The sequence below is a fragment of the Burkholderia sp. BCC1988 genome (assembly GCF_905339895.1).
Lineage (GTDB): Bacteria > Pseudomonadota > Gammaproteobacteria > Burkholderiales > Burkholderiaceae > Burkholderia.
Genome location: NZ_CAJPHA010000007.1, coordinates 120,163 through 138,360, shown reverse-complemented (window position 1 = coordinate 138,360; position 18,198 = coordinate 120,163). Strand labels below are relative to the sequence as shown.

Annotated in this window: 16 protein-coding genes; 6 read left to right on the top strand and 10 right to left on the bottom strand. The window is 65.3% G+C overall.

Going from position 1 to position 18,198, the window contains the following annotated elements; translation table 11 throughout:
* Window positions 1-89 precede the first annotated feature (89 nt).
* Together U4012_RS12155 and U4012_RS12150 are read left to right on the top strand one after the other, a co-directional pair.
* Window positions 90-1,067 (top strand): oxidoreductase, encoded by a 978-nt coding sequence (locus U4012_RS12155; RefSeq protein ID WP_321798751.1) that lies wholly within the window; start codon window positions 90-92, stop codon window positions 1,065-1,067.
* A gap of 77 nt (window positions 1,068-1,144) precedes the next feature.
* Window positions 1,145-2,146: an aldo/keto reductase gene (locus U4012_RS12150; RefSeq protein ID WP_321798749.1), complete on the top strand. Its 1,002-nt coding sequence runs from the start codon at window positions 1,145-1,147 to the stop codon at window positions 2,144-2,146.
* Between the two features lie 322 nt (window positions 2,147-2,468).
* Here the strand turns inward: U4012_RS12150 and U4012_RS12145 are convergent, their stop codons facing one another.
* The 7 genes from U4012_RS12145 to U4012_RS12115 all read right to left on the bottom strand — a co-directional run bounded on the left by U4012_RS12145 (window position 2,469) and on the right by U4012_RS12115 (window position 10,016).
* Window positions 2,469-3,029, bottom strand: coding sequence for a hypothetical protein (locus tag U4012_RS12145; protein WP_321798748.1), 561 nt, complete (start codon window positions 3,027-3,029; stop codon window positions 2,469-2,471).
* Window positions 3,030-3,178: 149 nt separating this feature from the next.
* Window positions 3,179-3,562: an ATP-dependent protease gene (locus tag U4012_RS12140; protein WP_124523247.1), complete on the bottom strand. Its 384-nt coding sequence runs from the start codon at window positions 3,560-3,562 to the stop codon at window positions 3,179-3,181.
* 601 nt (window positions 3,563-4,163) lie between these two features.
* Window positions 4,164-5,483, bottom strand: a complete 1,320-nt coding sequence (locus tag U4012_RS12135) for an MFS transporter (RefSeq protein ID WP_321798745.1) — start codon at window positions 5,481-5,483, stop codon at window positions 4,164-4,166.
* 58 nt (window positions 5,484-5,541) lie between these two features.
* Entirely contained in the window at window positions 5,542-6,756 is a 1,215-nt protein-coding gene (gene tcuB / locus U4012_RS12130) for a tricarballylate utilization 4Fe-4S protein TcuB (RefSeq protein WP_321798743.1), read from the bottom strand.
* The gene (tcuA, locus tag U4012_RS12125) at window positions 6,743-8,152 is read right to left on the bottom strand and encodes an FAD-dependent tricarballylate dehydrogenase TcuA (RefSeq protein ID WP_321798741.1); all 1,410 of its coding nucleotides are present in this window, start codon (window positions 8,150-8,152) and stop codon (window positions 6,743-6,745) included. The genes tcuB and tcuA overlap by 14 nt, the downstream gene beginning before the upstream one ends.
* A 63-nt stretch (window positions 8,153-8,215) precedes the next feature.
* Entirely contained in the window at window positions 8,216-9,169 is a 954-nt protein-coding gene (locus U4012_RS12120) for a LysR family transcriptional regulator (RefSeq protein ID WP_321798739.1), read from the bottom strand.
* A gap of 220 nt (window positions 9,170-9,389) precedes the next feature.
* Complete coding sequence (locus tag U4012_RS12115) at window positions 9,390-10,016, bottom strand: class I SAM-dependent methyltransferase (RefSeq protein WP_321798737.1); 627 nt, start codon at window positions 10,014-10,016, stop codon at window positions 9,390-9,392.
* Window positions 10,017-10,276: 260 nt separating this feature from the next.
* Here U4012_RS12115 and U4012_RS12110 point away from each other — a divergent pair, with 260 nt between their 5' ends.
* Window positions 10,277-10,912, top strand: coding sequence for an isochorismatase family cysteine hydrolase (locus U4012_RS12110; protein ID WP_321798735.1), 636 nt, complete (start codon window positions 10,277-10,279; stop codon window positions 10,910-10,912).
* A 79-nt stretch (window positions 10,913-10,991) separates the two neighbouring features.
* Here U4012_RS12110 and U4012_RS12105 read toward each other — a convergent pair whose 3' ends face one another.
* Both U4012_RS12105 and U4012_RS12100 read right to left on the bottom strand, forming a co-directional pair.
* Entirely contained in the window at window positions 10,992-11,723 is a 732-nt protein-coding gene (locus U4012_RS12105; RefSeq protein ID WP_321798733.1) for a ribonuclease T2, read from the bottom strand.
* 417 nt (window positions 11,724-12,140) lie between these two features.
* Window positions 12,141-13,544, bottom strand: a complete 1,404-nt coding sequence (locus U4012_RS12100) for a DUF308 domain-containing protein (protein WP_321798731.1) — start codon at window positions 13,542-13,544, stop codon at window positions 12,141-12,143.
* A gap of 545 nt (window positions 13,545-14,089) precedes the next feature.
* Between U4012_RS12100 and U4012_RS12095 the strand changes: the two genes are divergently transcribed.
* On the top strand, window positions 14,090-14,647 hold the full coding sequence (locus U4012_RS12095) for a helix-turn-helix transcriptional regulator (protein WP_321798729.1): 558 nt from the start codon (window positions 14,090-14,092) through the stop codon (window positions 14,645-14,647).
* A 109-nt stretch (window positions 14,648-14,756) separates the two neighbouring features.
* Window positions 14,757-15,338: an HD domain-containing protein gene (locus U4012_RS12090; protein WP_321798727.1), complete on the top strand. Its 582-nt coding sequence runs from the start codon at window positions 14,757-14,759 to the stop codon at window positions 15,336-15,338.
* A 176-nt stretch (window positions 15,339-15,514) separates the two neighbouring features.
* Here U4012_RS12090 and U4012_RS12085 read toward each other — a convergent pair whose 3' ends face one another.
* Complete coding sequence (locus tag U4012_RS12085) at window positions 15,515-17,053, bottom strand: MFS transporter (protein WP_321798725.1); 1,539 nt, start codon at window positions 17,051-17,053, stop codon at window positions 15,515-15,517.
* 189 nt (window positions 17,054-17,242) lie between these two features.
* On the opposite strand from U4012_RS12085, the gene U4012_RS12080 reads away from it, so the two are divergent.
* Window positions 17,243-18,178: a LysR family transcriptional regulator gene (locus U4012_RS12080; protein WP_044846889.1), complete on the top strand. Its 936-nt coding sequence runs from the start codon at window positions 17,243-17,245 to the stop codon at window positions 18,176-18,178.
* Window positions 18,179-18,198 lie beyond the last annotated feature (20 nt).

Here is an 18,198-nt window from a genome sequence, read left to right as displayed (position 1 = left end):
CAAGAGATTGGCGGCATTGCGCTACCGCCGCGAACGGTCGCTGCGATTCAATGGAGCGTCCCAAACGCAGAATTGAACGAGGAAACCGTATGACGCACACGCCTCAAAAACCAATCGGTTCAGGCTTCGGCCCCGCCTCGACCGCCGACGAGGTGATCCGTGGCATCAATCTTACGGGCAAGACCGTCGTGGTAACCGGCGGCGCTTCAGGTATCGGAATCGAGACCGTCCGTGCATTTCGTTCCGCAGGCGCCAGGGTCATCGTGCCGGCCCGCGATACAGCCCAGGCCAAAGCAGCCCTCGCGACCATGCCTGACGTCATCGTGGAAGCGATGGACCTGCTGGAGCCTGCAGCGATAGACCGATTCGCCAGTCGCGTACTGTCGCTGACGGACAAGCTGGACATTCTTGTCAACAACGCTGGAGTCATGGCCGCACCGCTGACACGCGATGCGCGCGGCTACGAAATGCAGTTCGCGGCCAACCACCTCGGCCATTTCCAACTCACCTGCCGGCTATGGCCCGCACTCGTGCGCGCGGAGGGGGCTCGCGTCGTAGCGCTCAGCTCCTACGGACATCGCCGCGCCGGCATCGATTTTCGCGACCCTCATTTCGAGCGTCGTGAGTACGACCGATGGATAGCCTACGGCCAGGCCAAAACCGCGAACGCCTTGTTCGCCGTCGCGCTGGATTCAATCGGCCGGCACTGGAACGTGCGCGCATTCGCCGTCCATCCCGGTGGCATTGCCACCCCGCTAGCGCGCCACATGCTGCCCTCCGAGATCGAAGCGAGCCGGATCTTCGATGCCGAGGGCAAGCCGGTCATTGATCCGGAAAACAACAAGAAGACGCCCGAACAGGGGGCGGCCACCTCCGTGTGGTGCGCGACGAGCCCTCAACTAGCCGGCATGGGCGGCGTCTACTGCGCCGATTGCGACATCGCCATCGCGCTTCCCAGCGACGGGAGCCCTGAAATGCACGGCGTCAGGCCCCGTGCCATCGACCCCGTCTCCGCCGGCCGTTTGTGGCAGCTCAGCGAACAACTGACGGGTGTGACGCTGGATTGAGCAAATTCGATGCGACTCGGGACAACCAGTCGCGCCTTATCACCAACCACTATGGCAACGTAGCCAGGAGAAAAAACATGCGAACGGTATCACTCGGTAGCCAAGGCATGGCGGTCAGCGCGCAAGGCCTTGGGTGCATGGGAATGAGCACTACCTACGGGCCCAGCGACGAGCAGGAAAGCCTTGCAACCCTCATGCGCGCCCTCGACCTCGGTGTGACGTTCTTTGATACGGCGGAGGTCTACGGCCCATTCATGAACGAGGAGCTTCTCGGCAAGGCCTTCATAGGCAAGCGCGACAAGGTCATCCTGTCGACCAAGGCAGGATTTCGCTACACCGAGCACGGCAAGCTCGCCATGGAAGGTGAGAAGCCCTTGGTCACGGGCGATCCGTCGCATATCCGAAAGTCGGTCGAAGGATCGCTGCGACGCTTGAGGACCGACGTCATCGACCTCGTCTACCTGCATCGCATCGATCCAGCAACGCCGATCGAAGTGACGATCGGCGCGCTCGCCGACCTCGTGCACGAAGGCAAGATCCGCTACCTCGGCCTATCCGAGGCATCGGCAAAGACGATCCGGAAAGCCCACGCGGTTCATCCGCTCACGGCCGTCCAAATGGAATATTCCCTGTTCGAGCGTGGCGTCGAGCACAACGATGTGCTGGCGACCGTCCGAGAGCTGGGAATCGGTTTTGTCTCCTACTCGCCGCTCGGCCGGGGCTTCTTGACCGGTGCGCTGAAGCATCTGGATAACCTGCATCCGACCGACTTCCGCCGGTTCGATCCGCGCTTCCTGGGAGAGAACCTCCAGTCCAATCTACTGTTGGTCGACCGCATCACCGAGATCGCTGAAGCAAAGGGCGTCATGCCGTCTCAGCTCGCCCTTGCATGGGTGACGAGTACCGGAACGGTGCCCATTCCGGGAACGCGACGCATCAGGTATCTCGAAGAGAACGTCGCCGCCATCGATATCACGCTGACCCAGGACGAGATGAACGCCCTGGATGCGGCCGCTCCGTTCGGCGCTGCAGCTGGCGAACGCTATTCGTCTGGAATGATGGCCACACTCGGTCATTAGGACAGCAACTCGCAGGAGGCGCCGCGAGCGTTTGCGCAGGCAGTGATCGACGTTGACAGGTTTTGATCCGGCAGACTCCGACCTTGAAGGCGCGCGCCTCAGCCAGACTGTGGTCAACACGACGTAAGTAACCAGGGGCAGCGCCACGACGTATACGAGCTGTGGCCTGTCGGACATCTTGCGATTTCGCGCAAGTTTGAAAGATGCATGACTCTTGTTCTCGGGAGCGGGTTTGCTTCGTAACTCCCCGCCGTGCACCACAACTCCCGCCCGTCATATACGCCGAAGGCGGTGCGGTACGCGACCCGGCTTCCAACGAGGGCTACGATTCTGTCCGTCCGGGTAGAGCAGCCACGGAGACCTGACTGCCGGCGAGCATCCTGTTCGCTCGGCGCACGAACACCCAGTGCCAAACCCAGAGCAAAACCGCAACGCCGCCCGCGATGGAGCCAATGGTATTGGGTATCAGCGAAAGAACCTGGGCAAGACACCACCCGATGCCGCTGATCCGGCCGAACGAGCGCAAACCCGACAGAGCCGGATTGATACGAGACTCCGCTTCCAGGGACTTCGCGACGTTGGAAATAATGAAGAAGTCCTCGATGAAGTTGTATGGCAAGAGGAACATGAGCCAGACGCTGTTGGGTTCGGCCGCACGCGATCCTCGGTTGACCGATTTCAGGGTGGTCCTGAGGTCGCTCGCGTAGGCATAGACCAGCGCCAGGAAAACCGCGACGACGACGATGCCACCGATCGGCCCAAGCATCTCCATTTCGCCGAGAACGCCTCCGCCTTCAGCGGGATAGATAAGGGGATAGGCGAGCCCAAAGGCAATGGGGATGCTCAGAATGGCTTTGAGAATGGTCCGCGCAGTCGTGCTCATGTATATCGGCTGGAGTAGGTGCGTTGTCGCAGGCAGCATAGCGAACGATCATCCTCGCCGTGCGATTTTTTCCTGATATATACCGCCTTTTCTCGCGACTCCAGCCGAGTTGGTGTCTTCGATTGAATCGACCCGTTCGATGGCAACGATCAGAGATCTCCGCGCACTTCACCGGTTCCCAGCGCGCTGCGCTGCCGGTTGACTTCCGCCCAAAGCTCGTCGCTGTCGTCATTGCGCAGCACGACCATCCAGTCCAGTTGATCGTCGGTCACGCCGAAGTATTCCAGGATTTCCCGGCGAACCGCATCGACGAACTGCGCATATTCCGGGGTTGCCTGCGCCTGCGCGTGCAGGGCGTCGTATGCGGCATCGTCCGCGCCGCCGCCGTGCTCGTCGATATAGCGCGAGATCCACTGGTCCAGTTCGCGGTCGTAATCGGCCTCGGCGCGCATCGCTTGCACAGCCGTGTAGAAATCCAATTGCGCAAACGCGGCGATTGCCGCCGTTGTCGCTTCGTCGAAGGTAGTCGTCATTCCATCTCTCATGTCAGTCATGGCACATCATCGCACGGGCCGCACCCGGGCAGGTGCCGCGAATCCGGACGGTGCAACACACCGCCTCGCGCCACCGGTCGACCGGAGCAAAGGCACCGTGAACGGGGGGCACGCCTTCCAGTGCGCCACTCATCGGGGCCGCCCGGCAACAGGACACTCATTTTGCCGCATTGCGAGCACAGTGAAGAAAGCAACCGGGCGCGGCAAATCGCGGAACAAGTTTCGAGCGTATCGCCGCAGGCGTCACTCCGGTACTCAAGCGCCAATGCGGGTGCCGGTCGTGCATGACTCGTAATGGCCGAATCGAACGCCGTTGGATACCTCCCCGGCGGTCCGTTGCCGGTTGAATCCGCTCCCCTTGCCGAAAAGCCCACTCGTCGGTCAGTCGAATAGGCCTTCAGCCCATGATCTGCACGCCGGACACACGAGCCTGTCAACCACAGACCCGCCGCTCCTGCGGCACGACGGCGTGGCCTGCGCTGCTGCGCAAGCTGGACCGCATCGCCCCTCTTGTCGCCGCTGAAAAAGCGCAAGCCCGGCGCGAAGCCGGGGTGACGGAAACGCGCCGCTGTAATCGCTCTCAGGCCGACGATGCCGCCGACGCATTGCCGCCCGCGCGGCGACGGTACAGCCCGAGCGTCGCGCAAAAGCCGCAGAGCGCGGCGAAGCTCAGCCAGTAGCCGGGTGCGGCCTTGTCATGCAAGACCTGAATCAGATACGTCGATACGGCCGGCGTAAAGCCGCCGAACAGCGCCGTCGCGAGACTGAACGCCAGCGAGAAGCCCGCGACGCGCACTTCGACCGGCATCACTTCGGTGAGCGCGGCGACCATCGCGCCGTTATACATGCCGAAGAAGAACGAGAACCACAGCAGCACGATCAGCATGCGCGCGAAGCTCGGTGCATCGGCGAGCCAGGACAGCGCCGGATAAGCCGTGAAGATCGTCAGCGCGGAAATGGCGAGCAACAGCGGTTTGCGGCCAATGCGGTCGGAGATCGCGCCGCCGATCGGCAGCCAGACGAAATTCGACGCAGCCACGAGCAGCGTCACCATCAGGCTGTCGGCGGTGGACAGCTTCAGCACCGACTTCCCGAAGGTCGGCGTATACACGGTGATGAGATAGAAGGTGGTGGTAGTCATCGCCGTCAGCAGCATGCCGCCGATGACGGTGCGCCAATTGCCGAGCAACATCGCGAAAATCTCGCGCGCCTGCGGATGATGCCGCCGCGCCTCGAACGCTGCGGTCTCCTGCAGCGAACGGCGCAGCACGAACAGGAACGGCACGATCGCGCAGCCGATGAAGAACGGCACGCGCCAGCCCCATGCAGCGATCTGCTGCGCGGACAGCCACTGGTTCAATCCGTAACCGATGGCCGCCGCCACGACGATGGCGACCTGCTGGCTCGCCGACTGCCAACTCGTGTAAAAACCCTTGTTACCGGGCGTCGCCATTTCCGCGAGATAGACCGACACGCCGCCCAGTTCCGCGCCCGCAGAGAAGCCCTGCAACAGACGCCCGAGCAGCACGAGCGCTGGCGCGACCAGGCCGATGGTCGCGTACCCCGGCACGCAGGCAATCAGAACGGTGCCGCTCGCCATGATCGACAGCGTAACGATCAGCCCGGTGCGTCGCCCGACCTTGTCGATATACGCGCCGAGAAAGATCGCGCCGAGCGGACGCATCAGAAACCCCGCGCCGAACACGGCAAAGGTGAGCATCAGCGACGCGAACTCGCTGGTGGACGGGAAAAAGATCTTCGCGATCGAGGTCGCGTAGAAGCCGAACAGAAAGAAATCGAACTGTTCGATGAAATTGCCGCTGGTCACGCGCAACACGGCGGCGGCCCTCGTCATGGGCGAAACGCCGGACGTGGCAGCGATCGATTCTGTGCGGTTCATTGCGTCTCCTGCTTCTTGTCTATGGTGATGGGCGCCCAAGGCGCACCCTAGTGACTTGCTAATCCGAACCGAGGCTCAGCGTGTTGCGTTGCCGCTTCTCTATCGACGATTTGAGCAATGCCGCCGAGCGGAAGATGCCGTGCGCGAACTTGCCGTAAGGCAGCGTGGCGAACAGCGCCATCACGATGCCGAGATGAATCGCGAGCAGCAACGGCATCGCCGAGGTCGTGCGGAGCGCGAGCAGCGCGAGACCGGATGCGCTCGTGAGAAGCAGGAGCGCGATGAAGCCGCGGTCCATCGGACGCTGACGGGCATCGCCCCGCTCCGGAACGCGTTTCAGGTTCAGCCACAGCAGTCCCGCCGGCCCCGCAATCAGTCCGATGCCGCCCGCCGTTCCCATCAGCACCGGCACGCTCAGAAACGGATACGGCGCTTCCAGACCGAATGCATAGTGATAAAGCGTCGCGACCGCGGTTGCCGCAAAGCACAGCATGAAGCCGTAGAACGTCAGATGATGGAAACGCCGCCGCGCCAGCGTGAAGGCATCGTCCTCTTCGTTGCAGCCGTCGCCGTGGCCGCCGTCCAGGTACTTGAGCGTCAGCGCGTTCCTGGCCGCGTCCGCGACGGCTGGCGCGCTCGCGCTCGCCGTTCCTGCCGACACGTCGCGCCAGAAGCGCGTGACGCCCAGACCGAGCGCAAGAATGGCGAACAGGAAAACGATGCCGAACATCGCCGCGAGCAGGCCGTGCGGGAAGATCGCGTAGAAGTTCGCCGGCGCGACATCGCCCGACAAGCCGCCGCGCAATGCCGTACCGAGCAGCAGAAACAGCGCGATTCCGGCCGCCAACGCAACCGACAATGTCAGGCCGTTTCGCTTGTACAGCGCGCCGAACGACGCGGGAAACGCGTATTCGGTGTAGGTTTCGAGCCGGACTTCGGCCATCGCCTTCGGCACGTTCACGCCGAACTCGTGCGGCGGCGCGTATTGGCACGCGTGATAGCACGCGCCGCAGTTGTGGCAGAGATTCGCCAGATAGTTGACGTCCGCCTTGCCGAATTCCAGGCGGCGCGTCATGGCCGGGAACACCGCGCAGAAGCCTTCGCAATAGCGGCAGGCGTTGCAGATCTGCATCTGCCGTGCCACTTCGGTTTCGGCGGCGCTCATCTGCACGATGGGGATCACGCGCGCCGTGCTGCCGTGTGAAGTTTTTTTCGTATCGACCGAGCACGCCGTGCGCGTGCGTTCGGGCGCGAGCGGGTCAGACTGCTGCACTGGTTGCCTCCGTTGTCTTGAGTGCGGCGCGTGCGGCCTGCGTCCCGGCAATGCGCCCGAAGGCCGTGCCGATCGACATGCCGACGCCCGCCGTATAGCCCTTGCCGAGCACGTTGCCGGCCATCATTTCGCCGGCGACGAACAGGTTCTCACTGGCTTTGCCGCCGAAGTGAACCTGCGCGCGGTCATTGGTCTCGAGTCCGAGATACGTGAACGTGATGCCTGGCCGCAACGCATAACCGTAGAACGGCGGCGTCTCGATGCGGCGCGCCCAGTGCGTCTTGGGCGGCGCGAGGCCTTCGGTGTGGCAGTCGTCGAGCGCGGTGTGGTCGAAGGTGCCGTCGCGGCATGAATCGTTGTAGCGCGTGAGCGTTTCCATGAAGCGCGCTTCCGGCAGCCCGAGCTTGCGCGCGAGTTCCGGCAGCGTGTCGGCCTGTTCGCCCGGAAACACCGGCGGCATGAAGCGGCCGATTGCTTTCGAGTCGATGATCGAATAGCCGATCTGCCCCGGCTGATGCGCAACGAGGCGTCCCCAGATTGCATAGCGCTTCGGCCAGAAATCCTCGCCTTCGTCGTAGAAGCGCTCGGCGTCACGATTCACCACGACGCCCAGCGACACGCAGTCGATGCGTGTGCAGATGCCGCCGTCATACAGCGGCGCGCGCGCATCGATGGCGACGCAATGCGACTGAGACGGGTCGCCAATCATGTCCGCGCCAGCGTCGGCCATATGCTTGATGAGCACGCCCTTGTTGAAGCGCGTGCCGCGAATCAGGAAGTTGTCGGCGGGCCATTCGCCGCGCTCGTTTTGCCCCCACGCTTCGCGCAGCCATTCGCGATTCGATTCAAAACCGCCTGCCGCCAGCACGCAAGCGCGCGCCTCGAAGCGCTGGCTGCCGCTGCGCGCCGCGATGAAGAGACTGCCGTCGAGTTCAAGCGAATCGACGGGCGTTTCATAGCGGATATCAACGCCGAGCGCTTCGGCGCTGCGGTAATACGCGTTGACGAGCGCCTTGCCGCCGCCCATGAAGAACGCGTTGGTGCGTGCCACGTGCAGCGCACCGGACAGCGGCGGCTGGAAGCGCACGCCGTGCTTCTGCATCCACGGCCGGCACGACGACGACGCGCGGATCGTCAGCCGCGCGAGATGCTCGTTCGTGATGCCGCCGGTGACTTTCAACAGGTCCTGCCAGAATTCCTCTTCCGGATAGGCATCGACGAGAACGTCTTGCGGCGCATCGTGCATGCAGCGCAGATTGCGCGTGTGTTGCGAGTTGCCGCCGCGCCATTCGCGCGGCGCGGATTCGAGAAGGAGGACCGAGGCGCCCGCTTCGCGCGCCATCAATGCGGCACACAGCGCGGCATTGCCTCCTCCGATTACGAGCACATCGACCATCAGACTTGCCTCCTTTTGGACAAATCGTAAAGGTCTCGTGCCCGCGTCGCTACCAGCCAGCCGTCAACGGGTCTTCACTTTTTGTGAAGGCTGAGGTTCCCGCAGCCGCGCACCGGGCCAGCGGCCTTCCTGCACCAGTCGACGGGCGACATCGGCGAGCACCACGCGCGCAGCGAGACCGGCGGGAGACAGTTCGTCGTCGGAGATGCTGGCGAGCATGTTGGGCCGCGTGGCGTATTTTTCAGCGACGGGCACGCTCGTCAGTATCACGTTCTCGGGCCTGGCGAGCGCCGCGCCCGGTTGTATCGTCGCGCCGATGCCGGTGCGGACGAAGTCCATCAGGAGCGCAAGGCCGTCGACTTCGGCGACGATGTTCGGCTCGTACTCGGCGCGCCTGAACGCCGATAACAGCAACGAACGCAGCCCGTGCGTGCCGCTGGGGAGAATCAGCGGAAGCCTGCCGAGATTTTTCAGCCGGACGAATGCGCTCGTCGGCATGCCATCGAGATCGTCCGCGCCGATCAGGAACAGCCGCTCGTCCAGCAGCGGCAGCACGCTCCAGCGTTGCGCGGACTCCTCACGGAACAGCACGGCGAGATCGATCTGACGCGCGCTCAACATGGACGCAAGATAGCCGGAGAGACTTTCGACCATGTGCAACCGTACATCGGGATAGCGCGAGCGCATGGCCTGCATGAATGCGACACCCAGCACGCTCGCCGTGCTCGGCGCCATGCCGACGCTGACATGGCCCGACAGACGGGCCGAGCGTGCGGCAAGCGCGGCATCGTCGATATGCCGCAGCGCAAGTTGCGCCTGACGCCAGAACGCCAAACCTGCGTCGGTCGGAACGACGCCCGCCGAGGTGCGTTGCAGCAAACGCGTGGACAGCTCGCCTTCGAGACGGCTGATCTGCTGACTCAGTGCCGAGGTCACCACGCCGAGTTCCAGCGCTGCCTTGCCCATGCTTCCGTGTTCGACGACACTGAGAAAATAGCGTAGTTGTCTGAGTTCCATTCCGCGCTCGATCAGAAGGATTGGGCGGATATTTTGACAGAACGTCGTCGGGTAATCCTCAGTGTCGAGGTCGGATCTTTACAGCAGGTGCGTCTCTGAAGAAGTCGCACATATCAAGCAGAGACCAGCCCCGTATGGATCCCGCTCTCTTCGAGAACCGCCGCTGATCGATCCATACGCGCGCTTACTGACGCCTCCCTGGCTCGAGCTTCGACCGAAGCTAACCCCGCGTGCCGCCTTTGACGAATGCCAATCGGCTCCACGTCACACCCGCACGCCGATTTCCACGCTGTACGGATTCGGTCTGGACATTCAGCACATTGCGCAAGCCATGAGCATTTGCGAGCTGCATGGTTTCGTCCGCTGAAACGTCGAACATCCGTCGTCCTTCCGGAACTGGTCCGTAACGCAAGGACATGACCAGCATCGCGCCATCGCACAGGAGAGCGCTGACGTTCGGCATCGCGCGACGACGTTCGTCTTCGTCAAGGTGCATCCAGACGGCCGACAGCATCACGAAGTCAAATGCTTTTCGCCTCGTACGCAAGATCGCGAGATCCGGCAGGCTATCGTCCAGCCATTCGATCCGCGGAGACGAATGCCGCCTGATTCCCGCAACGCGCAGCGCATCCACCGGTTCGACGGCTACGACCGAATGCCCCATCGCCGCGAATGCAGCCGCATCGGTTCCGATACCGGCTCCGACATCGAGAATGCACGACGGGCGCGCCGGAACGAGATGCAGGATGGGCTGATGATGTTCCTCGAACGAGATGTCTTGCCATTGCTCGATGAGCGAACGTGCATGCTCCGCGTAGCCTTCCGTGCCGCGTACATTGATGGACACCACCGTTCTCCAAATGTCGGTGTTTCGCGAAGTTTGCCAGACTGCCGGCATTTCAGTATCGCCGACCCGATGTCCAGAGCTGACCGAACCCGGTCGTCCAGGGCGGCACCGCACTCGCCAGCTCGGTCGGTCTGCACCAAGATGAAATGTCGGTTTATATTGCCGGAGTTCCAACACGCTCGCGCCGGAATGGTTGGCGACATATACGGAGCGGTCGATTTTCAGAAAACACCGAAGTGACTCATGGGAGAGCATCAGTCATGCAACCGGAACACGCTTCAGATCTCGCAACGACTCGCCATGCAGGTGCGGAAGGCGGCACGCACGCGCCGATACCCTCGATCGTTCCGGCACAAACCGCGCTCATCGTGATGCACTACCAGACCGACATCCTCGGCCTCTTTCCGTCAGTCGCCCCCACCCTGCTCGCCAACACGCGCAAGCTGTGCGATGCAGCCCGGGCGAGCGGTGTCCACGTCTGCTTCGCGAATCTCCGCTTCAGCCCCGGCTATCCGGAAGTCAGTCCGCGCAACAAGAACGGGCAAGGGATCAAGCAACTCGGGCTGTTCGTCGACGACGGCCCGTGCCCGGAGCTCGGCCGGCTCGACAGCGAGCCGCTGACTATCGCGCATCGCGCGAGCGTGTTCTTCCGCACCGACCTGCAGGCGCGGCTCATCGCGCGGGGTATCGATACGCTGATCCTGGTCGGGATCGCGTCGACCGGTGTCGTGCTGTCGTCGGTCGCGCACGCCAGCGACGCGGATTTCCGGCTGTATACGGTGAAGGACTGCTGCTACGACCCGGATCAGGTCGTGCACGAGCATCTGTTCGCGACGGCGTTCGAGACGCGCACGACGGTGCTGTCGCTCGCGGACGCGCTGCGGCTGCTCGCTTAGGCGCACGATATCCACGCCACGCCGGCCGGAGCGCTTCCGGCCGGCGCCTCGCGCATCACGCCGTGCGCAACTTCGCGCGTTACTTCGCGATATACACGCCCGACGTCGGGCACGTCCCCTGCGTATTCCCGTCCGTCACGAGCGACGCCGCGCTCGGAAACTGCGTGGTCGCGTTCGTCTTGACCGCGATCCACGCTTCCGTGAAATAGCTGACGCCATTGGTCTTCGTGCACTTCAGCGACACCGCGCTGCGCGTATTGCTGCCGAACGCGCCTTCGAACGCGGACAGCAGCTGGTTGCGCGTCACCGTCTTGCCCGCGTTCGCCTGCAGGAACGCGTTGAACGACGTGTTGCCGAGCCGGCTGATCATGCCCGCCGCCTGGTTCCAGTACGCATCCGGCGACGCCGAGTTCGAGCAGGTGCCGTGCTTGAACCATTCGTGCTTGTCGAGGCACGACGCCACGCCCGGCATGTAGGTCGACAGCGTATTGCGGGTCGCGGTGCTGACCGGATACGCATCCATGCTGCACCACTGGTGCGCGTTGTCGAGATCGACGTCGCTCTGCGGCACGCCGCAGTAGAACGGCTGGTTGCCGTCGTACCGGTTCGGCCAGAGACCATGCAGCGACAGGCTCGTCGCCGCATACGTGCCGGCGAGGTTCGTACACTCCGGCGTGCCGTGCGACGCGCAGAAGCCGGGTTCCCACGAAGCAGCGAGCAGCAGGTAGTCGTAGCTGGTCTGCGCGACGGCGTGCAGCGAGGCGGATGCAACCGCGATTGCGGCCGCGGCGCGAGCGAGCGTCTTGAGCATGGCGTTTCCTCGGAAAAGGCTTGCGGTCGCGGGATGCGCCGCAAGGTTGTCGAATGTCTGCCCGCGATTGTTGCTCGCGCAACGTGGCATCAATATGAAGGTGGACGAAGGAATTCGTAGTCGAACGCCACCCTTGTCAGCGCCGACATCGGTACCAACCAATACGCGCCCTTCTCCGCCGGAGACGCCGCCCAACCCTGCAACGGAGCATCCCCACGATGACGGCCTGCCGGCCGGGCAAGCCCTATCGCGTCGCGATCGGAACGGGCAAAGCATCGAACTCGCGGACAGCATGCCCCTGCTCACGGCTCGCTGCCAAGCCGCATGCACGCACGCGCGGCCGAATCCGTGCCTTCGAGCGCGAGAATCTGCCACACGCAGATGCTCACGCGCAGGCCCTCGTCCGGCGCCACGCGATCATTTCACCGACGCGGCTTCCGATCCGCCGGACGACAGCGCCGCGCTGTCTTGCTCGCGCCACGCGCGGCGCGACGCGATGATCGCCTGCACGGCCGAGCGCGCGACCTTCCACCACGCGAACGGACGCGGATCGGCGAGCATGCTGAGCGCGCGCGCATAGTCGAGCGTGAGCCCGGGCGTCCAGGCCATCGTCACCGCACGCTTGCGGATCTGCGCGGCGACCCACAGCTCGGGCGTGAGCAGCAGCCGCACGAATGCGCCCCACCCGGCCCGCGCGCCCTTGAGCCGCCACACCGCGCCGTCGAGCGCCGCTTCGAGCGCGTTCGACACGGTGCTCGAACAGTTGCGGTGCGTGAGGTTGTACGTGACCGTCTGCCGATACGACGACCAGAACGCGGCCAGCTTCGCCGGATCGTAGTTGCGGATCCGCACGCGCACGGTCGACGGACACCACGCCTTCGACTCGGTCGCATAGTCGGGCTGGAACAGCCCGGGCACGTCGTTCTCGCGCGTCGCGCGCAGGATCCGCGTGAATTCATCGGGAGAACGATCGATCTCGACGGCCGGATACAGGCTGATGTAGATGCCCTCGGGCGACTCCAGCGCCGCATGGCCGGTGGAGATCACCCCGTTGACGTCCACCGCCGCGATGTAGCGGTCGATCACCGGATAGCGCTGCGCCTCGGCCTTCGACGTGCCGGTCGGCGTCCACACGTGCACGGTCAGCGCGTGCTCGTGGTCGGCCGGCGGACCATCCCATTCGGATTGCGTGAAGCGCGGGAGGTCGGCAGCCGTGTCGATGTCGGGGACGATCGCCGGCGCCGGCGACGTGACGAACGCGGGGTTGCGCGTCAGCCGCCGCACGCGCGCGGCAAGGCTCAGCATGTGCATCCCGCCGAACATCAGCAGCAGGCCGAGGCAGTACGGCACGGTGCCCACATAATGAGTCGGATACGGCTGGTAGAAGAAGATCGCGAGCAGGATCTCGACGACGCCCCACGCGAATGCGACGTGCCAGCGCCGGTAACGCACCATCCACGCGGACGTGCACTGCAGCAGCCCGTCGACGAGGAACAGCGTGCCGAAGATCATCGACAGCAGGAAGTGTCCGTGATGATGGCCCGCGAACACGAGTGCGGCAGCCACCACGACCGCGATGCCCTTCACGTAGCGCAGGACGCGCTGCCCGCCAACGCCGCTGCCGGCCACCGCGAGCGTCGCAAGCCCCTCGATCAGGAACAGCCACGCGAACAGTTCGATCGGAAAATGCAGCGCGCCGTCGAGTGCGTCGACGAAGATGCCGACGCCCGCGACGACCCACAGCCAGCCCAGCACGGTCAGCCCGCGCCAGCGCGTTCGCAGATACTCGATGCCCAGCAGCAGCAAGACCAGTCGTACCATGGCGCCCTCGTATTGATTTTTTCTGGATACGCGCAGGTCACGCGTGCCCTGTCGTTCCAACCGCGCATCGTGCGATGCGGAAGTCGGACGGCGGCAATGCTGACCGGCGCGTCATGCGTCGACATGACCAATGGCGGCCGGCGCGCGCCGCTTTCGCCGAATAATAAGATATGGCGGAGCCGGTTGAAAGCCTGGCGAAAACATTGCCGGCGGAGCCGGACGCCCGGCGTGTCGATAGAGACGGCGCGATTGGCGGAGTTGCGGCTGCTATTCCGCCGAGGGTTTCGACGTACCGTCCGGGATGACCGCACCGTTGCTCGACCAGCCGTACACGATCTAAGCTCGGCATGTCACGATGGCGATCGCAGGTCTGGATCTCACGATGCCGCGCACACCGATCACCGCCGACGGCTCACCCGCCCTTGGCGGACGACGCGCGTTCCGATCGGGTTCGTCGTAATCCAGGCATCCCGGAAATGACGGCCCCATTCATCCATTGCGCAACGCGGCGCCTGCGCAACCCGCATCCCGAACGGAATACGAACATGCCCGCCTCACCGCTTCACACCCCGCCGCTCGGCCGGCAACTCAAGCGTTGGCGCACGCTGCATCGCGTGAAGCAGAGCCATGCTGCCGAGTTGTTCGGCGTCGCCCAATCGACGATCTCGCGCTGGGAAGCCGGCATCCAGCAGATGTCGCCGGACGAGCGCGCGACGGCCGAGCGGCTGCTTGCCGCGCGGCTCGATTCGGCGGGCGACCACGCGCTCGCGCGGCTGATCGCGAGCAGCGCGGCGCGCATGCATCTCGTGTGCGACCTCACGCACCGTCTGCTCGCGTGCTCGCCGTCGCGCGCGGCCGAGTTCTCGCGGCCGCTGCCGACGCTACTCGGCACGTCGCTGTGGCGCTATGCGTCGCCGGAGATCGTCCGCATGGAAGCCGCGCTCGACCCGCTCGGCTGGCACGATCATGCGGGGCCGCCGAGCGTCGAATTCGCGACCGGCGCCAATGCGTCGCGCGTCGTGCCGATCCGCGGCAGCACCTGCCGATGGACGCGGATGACGCTGTCGGACGGCTCCGCCGCGCGCCTCGTCGAAACGCTGTAGCACGCGCGGCGGTGGCGGGGTGCGAGCGCGGCGCGCATATTTCATGCGTGGACGCAGCGCGGCCGCGCGGCGTACGCTAGACGGCACGATTCGAGCATTTCCACCAGCCATGAACCTCGACACGATCCACGCGCGGCTCGATTTCCTGCGCGAAGCCGAACGCCTGAAAGACGTGCTGCGCAGCGGCCACACGTCGAGCGGGCGCGCCGAAAGCACGGCCGAGCACAGCTGGCGGCTGTGCCTGATGGCGCTCGTGTTCGCCGACGCGCTGCCCGACGTCGACACGACGAAGCTGCTGAAACTGTGCGTCGTCCACGATCTCGGCGAAGCGCTGCACGGCGACATCCCCGCGATCGAGCAGGCCGCGCATCCGGACAAGAGCACGCACGAACGCGACGACCTGCTGACGCTGACGGCCGGGCTCGATCGCGCGCTGCGCGACGAGATCGTCGCACTGTGGGACGAATACGAGGCGGCGGCATCACCGGAAGCGCGCGCCGCGAAGGCACTCGACAAGCTCGAGACGATCCTGCAGCACAACCAGGGCAGCAATCCGCCGGACTTCGACTACGCGTTCAATCTCGGCTACGGCCGGCGCTACACCGACGCCGCGCCGCTGTTCAACGCGATCCGTGCGATCGTCGACGCGGACACGCAACGCAGGATCGATGCCCGCGGCGACGGCGCGTAAGCGCGCGGAACCAGCCGCGCACCACACCGCGTGCGGCAATCGCACAAGATGCGCACGCACCTGAACGGACGGGAATCGGCGCGATGCCCGCGCGCGGCGAGGAACGCGACCGGCCGATGATGGCGCTCGTTACCGCGTCACGGCAACGACGCGTCACCCGACGCGCGGCGCACGCCTCATTCACACACCGTCACCCCCCGCCGCGCCGGCGCGAACGCCACCGCGCTTGCCGTCGCGAGCACGGCCACGCCGGCCGCGCCGTACATCATCACCCAGCCGAAGCCGTGCACGAGCGCCGCGTGCAGCGCCGCACCGTTCGGGTCGGCCTTGGCGAGCGCCGGCGCGATCGCCTGCAGCCCGTCGGTGCTGCCCGACGCGATCTGCTGCGCCAGCGCGCGCAGCGCCTCCGGATCGACCGCTCCCGCGACGCCGGCCTTCAGGCTCGCGACGATCCCCGCGACCAGCACGAAGCCCATCGTCGCGATGTTCAGCGCGAGCGAGATCATCCGCGCGCTCATGTCGATGCCCGACGCCATCCCGGCCCGCGAACTCGGCACCGCGCCCGTCGTCGTGTTCGTGACCGGCGTGTTGGTGAGCCCGAGCCCGATGCCGGCGATCACGCAGCCGGGCAGCATCGTGAGCCAGCTCGCGTGCTCGACGCCGCTGCCGATCCGCATCAGCGCGAAGCCGGCCGCGATCGTAAACAGGCCGCCCGGAATCACGACGCCTGGCCCGTAGCGCAGCGCGAGCCGCTCGCCGAACGGCGGCGCGACCAGCGTCGGCAGCGTGTACGCGAGCAGCGCGAGGCCGGCCGTCACGCTGTCGTAGCCGAGCGCGACCTGGAACCAGATCGGCAGGTAGATCATGAACGGCCAGAAGCTGAAGTTCATCCCCATCGAGCCGAAGATCGCACCGGTGAACGCGCGAATCCGGAACACGGAGAAGTCGAACATCGGCCGCGCGCTCGTGCACTCCGCGACGAAGAAGCCGGCCAGCGCGAGCACGGTCGCGCCGAGCACGCCGAGGCCGGCCGCACTCGTGAGCCCCAATTCCGCGCTCTGGGTAATGTAGAACGCGAGACCGAGCACCGCGAGCGACAGCGTGACGATGCCCGCGACGTCGAGCGTGCCCGCATGCGGATCGCGCGACTCCTGCACCGCGCCGCCGATCAGCACGAGCGCGACGGCCGCGAGCGGCGCATGCACGAGGAACACCCACGGCCAGCTCGCCGCCGCGACGATCGCGCCGCCGACGATCGGCCCGAAGCCGAGGCCGATCCCGAACACGATGCCCCAGATCCCGAACGCGCGGCCGCGCTCGCGCCCCTCGCGGAACTGGTGCGACAGCACCGCGATCTGGCAGATCAGCATCGCGCCGCCGCTCGCGCCCTGCAGCAGCCGGCCCGCGACCAGCACCGGCACGTTCGGCGCGAGCCCGCACAGCAGCGAGGTCGCGCCGAACAGCACGGTGCCGATCACGTACACGCGCTTGCGGCCGAACCGGTCGGCGAGCGTGCCGGCCGCCATCAGCACCGTCGTGCACGCGATCGTGTACGCGTTCATGATCCACTGCATGCCGTTGAAGTCGCCGTGCAGCACGCGTTCGAGCGTCGGCAGGATCACCGGCACGCTCGAGATCTCGAGGCCGAACATCAGCGACGTGAGACAGACGGCCGCCAGCGCGACCGCATTCCTGCGGGAGTCGGATAGGGTCATGCGTATTGCGCGACGGCCCTCGACAGGCCGTGCGCCTCCAGGTGAGAAGGATGCGCCGCGTGCGGCCGGCAACGCACGCTGAGCGGGAATCGGTACTATAGTGAGAATTTCCCTCCCCATTGATGCGTCCATTTCCCCGGACTCGGGAATCACAGGACGCAATCAGGGCAACCTCAGCACACCCCTGCCATGACCGACAAACTCGACGGCGTAACGACCTTCGTCCAGGTCGTGGAATCCGGCAGCTTCGCGCTCGCCGCGGAACGGCTCGACATGACGCGCTCGGCGGTCGGCAAGGCAATCGCGCGGCTCGAGAAGCGGCTCGGCGCGCGGCTGCTGCAGCGCACGACGCGCAGCCAGAGCCTGACCGACGACGGCCAGGCGTACTACGACCGCTGCGTGCGCGCGCTGGCGGAGCTGGAAGCGGCCGAAGCCGATCTCGATTGCGGCCGCAACGAAGCGCGCGGCAAGCTGCGGCTGAGCGTGCCGCTCGCGTTCGGGCATCACTGCGTGACGCCGATCGTGCTCGATCTCGCGCGCACCTATCCGCACCTGCGGATCGACGTGTCGATCACCGACCGCTTCGTCGACCTGGTCGAGGAAGGCATCGACCTCGCGGTGCGGATCGGTTCGCTCGCGGACAGCACGAGCCTCGCGGTGCGGCGGCTCGGCACGCAATACGGAAGCCTCGGCGCCGCGCCGTCGTATCTCGCGCGCTACGGGATGCCGCAATCGCTCGACGATCTGAGGAACCACCGGACGATCGCGTACTCACGCTCGGGCGTCGCGCAGCCGTGGGACCTGCGCGCGCCGGACGGCTCGACGGTGCGCATCGACATGCCGCACCAGCTCAGCTTCGACGACGTGCAGGCGATCGCGGCGGCCGGCGCATCGGGGTTCGGGATCGCGTGGCTGCCGAGCTGGCTGCTCGATCATTACGTGAAGCGCGGCGAGATGGTCGTCGTGCTCGATCGCTGCTTCGTATGCGAAGGCGACATTCACGCGATCTGGCCGAAAACGCGCTACCTGCCGCGCAAGACGCGCTGCGTGATCGACGCGCTCGTGCAGGCGGTGCCGCCGATGATCGAGCGGCCGGAGCCCGCGAGCCTCAAGAAAACCGGTTGAAACCGACGCGCCGCACGGGC

What these genes read in the sequence shown, in the direction of transcription:
- U4012_RS12095 (WP_321798729.1), top strand. Translation starts at nt 14,090, where the DNA reads ATGCCCGCCTCACCGCTTCACACCCCGCCGCTCGGCCGGCAACTCAAG.
- U4012_RS12105 (WP_321798733.1), bottom strand. Translation starts at nt 11,723, where the DNA reads ATGCTCAAGACGCTCGCTCGCGCCGCGGCCGCAATCGCGGTTGCATCC.
- U4012_RS12140 (WP_124523247.1), bottom strand. Translation starts at nt 3,562, where the DNA reads ATGACGACTACCTTCGACGAAGCGACAACGGCGGCAATCGCCGCGTTT.
- U4012_RS12085 (WP_321798725.1), bottom strand. Translation starts at nt 17,053, where the DNA reads ATGACCCTATCCGACTCCCGCAGGAATGCGGTCGCGCTGGCGGCCGTC.
- U4012_RS12145 (WP_321798748.1), bottom strand. Translation starts at nt 3,029, where the DNA reads ATGAGCACGACTGCGCGGACCATTCTCAAAGCCATTCTGAGCATCCCC.
- U4012_RS12135 (WP_321798745.1), bottom strand. Translation starts at nt 5,483, where the DNA reads ATGAACCGCACAGAATCGATCGCTGCCACGTCCGGCGTTTCGCCCATG.
- tcuA (WP_321798741.1), bottom strand. Translation starts at nt 8,152, where the DNA reads ATGGTCGATGTGCTCGTAATCGGAGGAGGCAATGCCGCGCTGTGTGCC.
- U4012_RS12120 (WP_321798739.1), bottom strand. Translation starts at nt 9,169, where the DNA reads ATGGAACTCAGACAACTACGCTATTTTCTCAGTGTCGTCGAACACGGA.
- U4012_RS12150 (WP_321798749.1), top strand. Translation starts at nt 1,145, where the DNA reads ATGCGAACGGTATCACTCGGTAGCCAAGGCATGGCGGTCAGCGCGCAA.
- U4012_RS12110 (WP_321798735.1), top strand. Translation starts at nt 10,277, where the DNA reads ATGCAACCGGAACACGCTTCAGATCTCGCAACGACTCGCCATGCAGGT.
- U4012_RS12100 (WP_321798731.1), bottom strand. Translation starts at nt 13,544, where the DNA reads ATGGTACGACTGGTCTTGCTGCTGCTGGGCATCGAGTATCTGCGAACG.
- U4012_RS12090 (WP_321798727.1), top strand. Translation starts at nt 14,757, where the DNA reads ATGAACCTCGACACGATCCACGCGCGGCTCGATTTCCTGCGCGAAGCC.
- U4012_RS12080 (WP_044846889.1), top strand. Translation starts at nt 17,243, where the DNA reads ATGACCGACAAACTCGACGGCGTAACGACCTTCGTCCAGGTCGTGGAA.
- U4012_RS12155 (WP_321798751.1), top strand. Translation starts at nt 90, where the DNA reads ATGACGCACACGCCTCAAAAACCAATCGGTTCAGGCTTCGGCCCCGCC.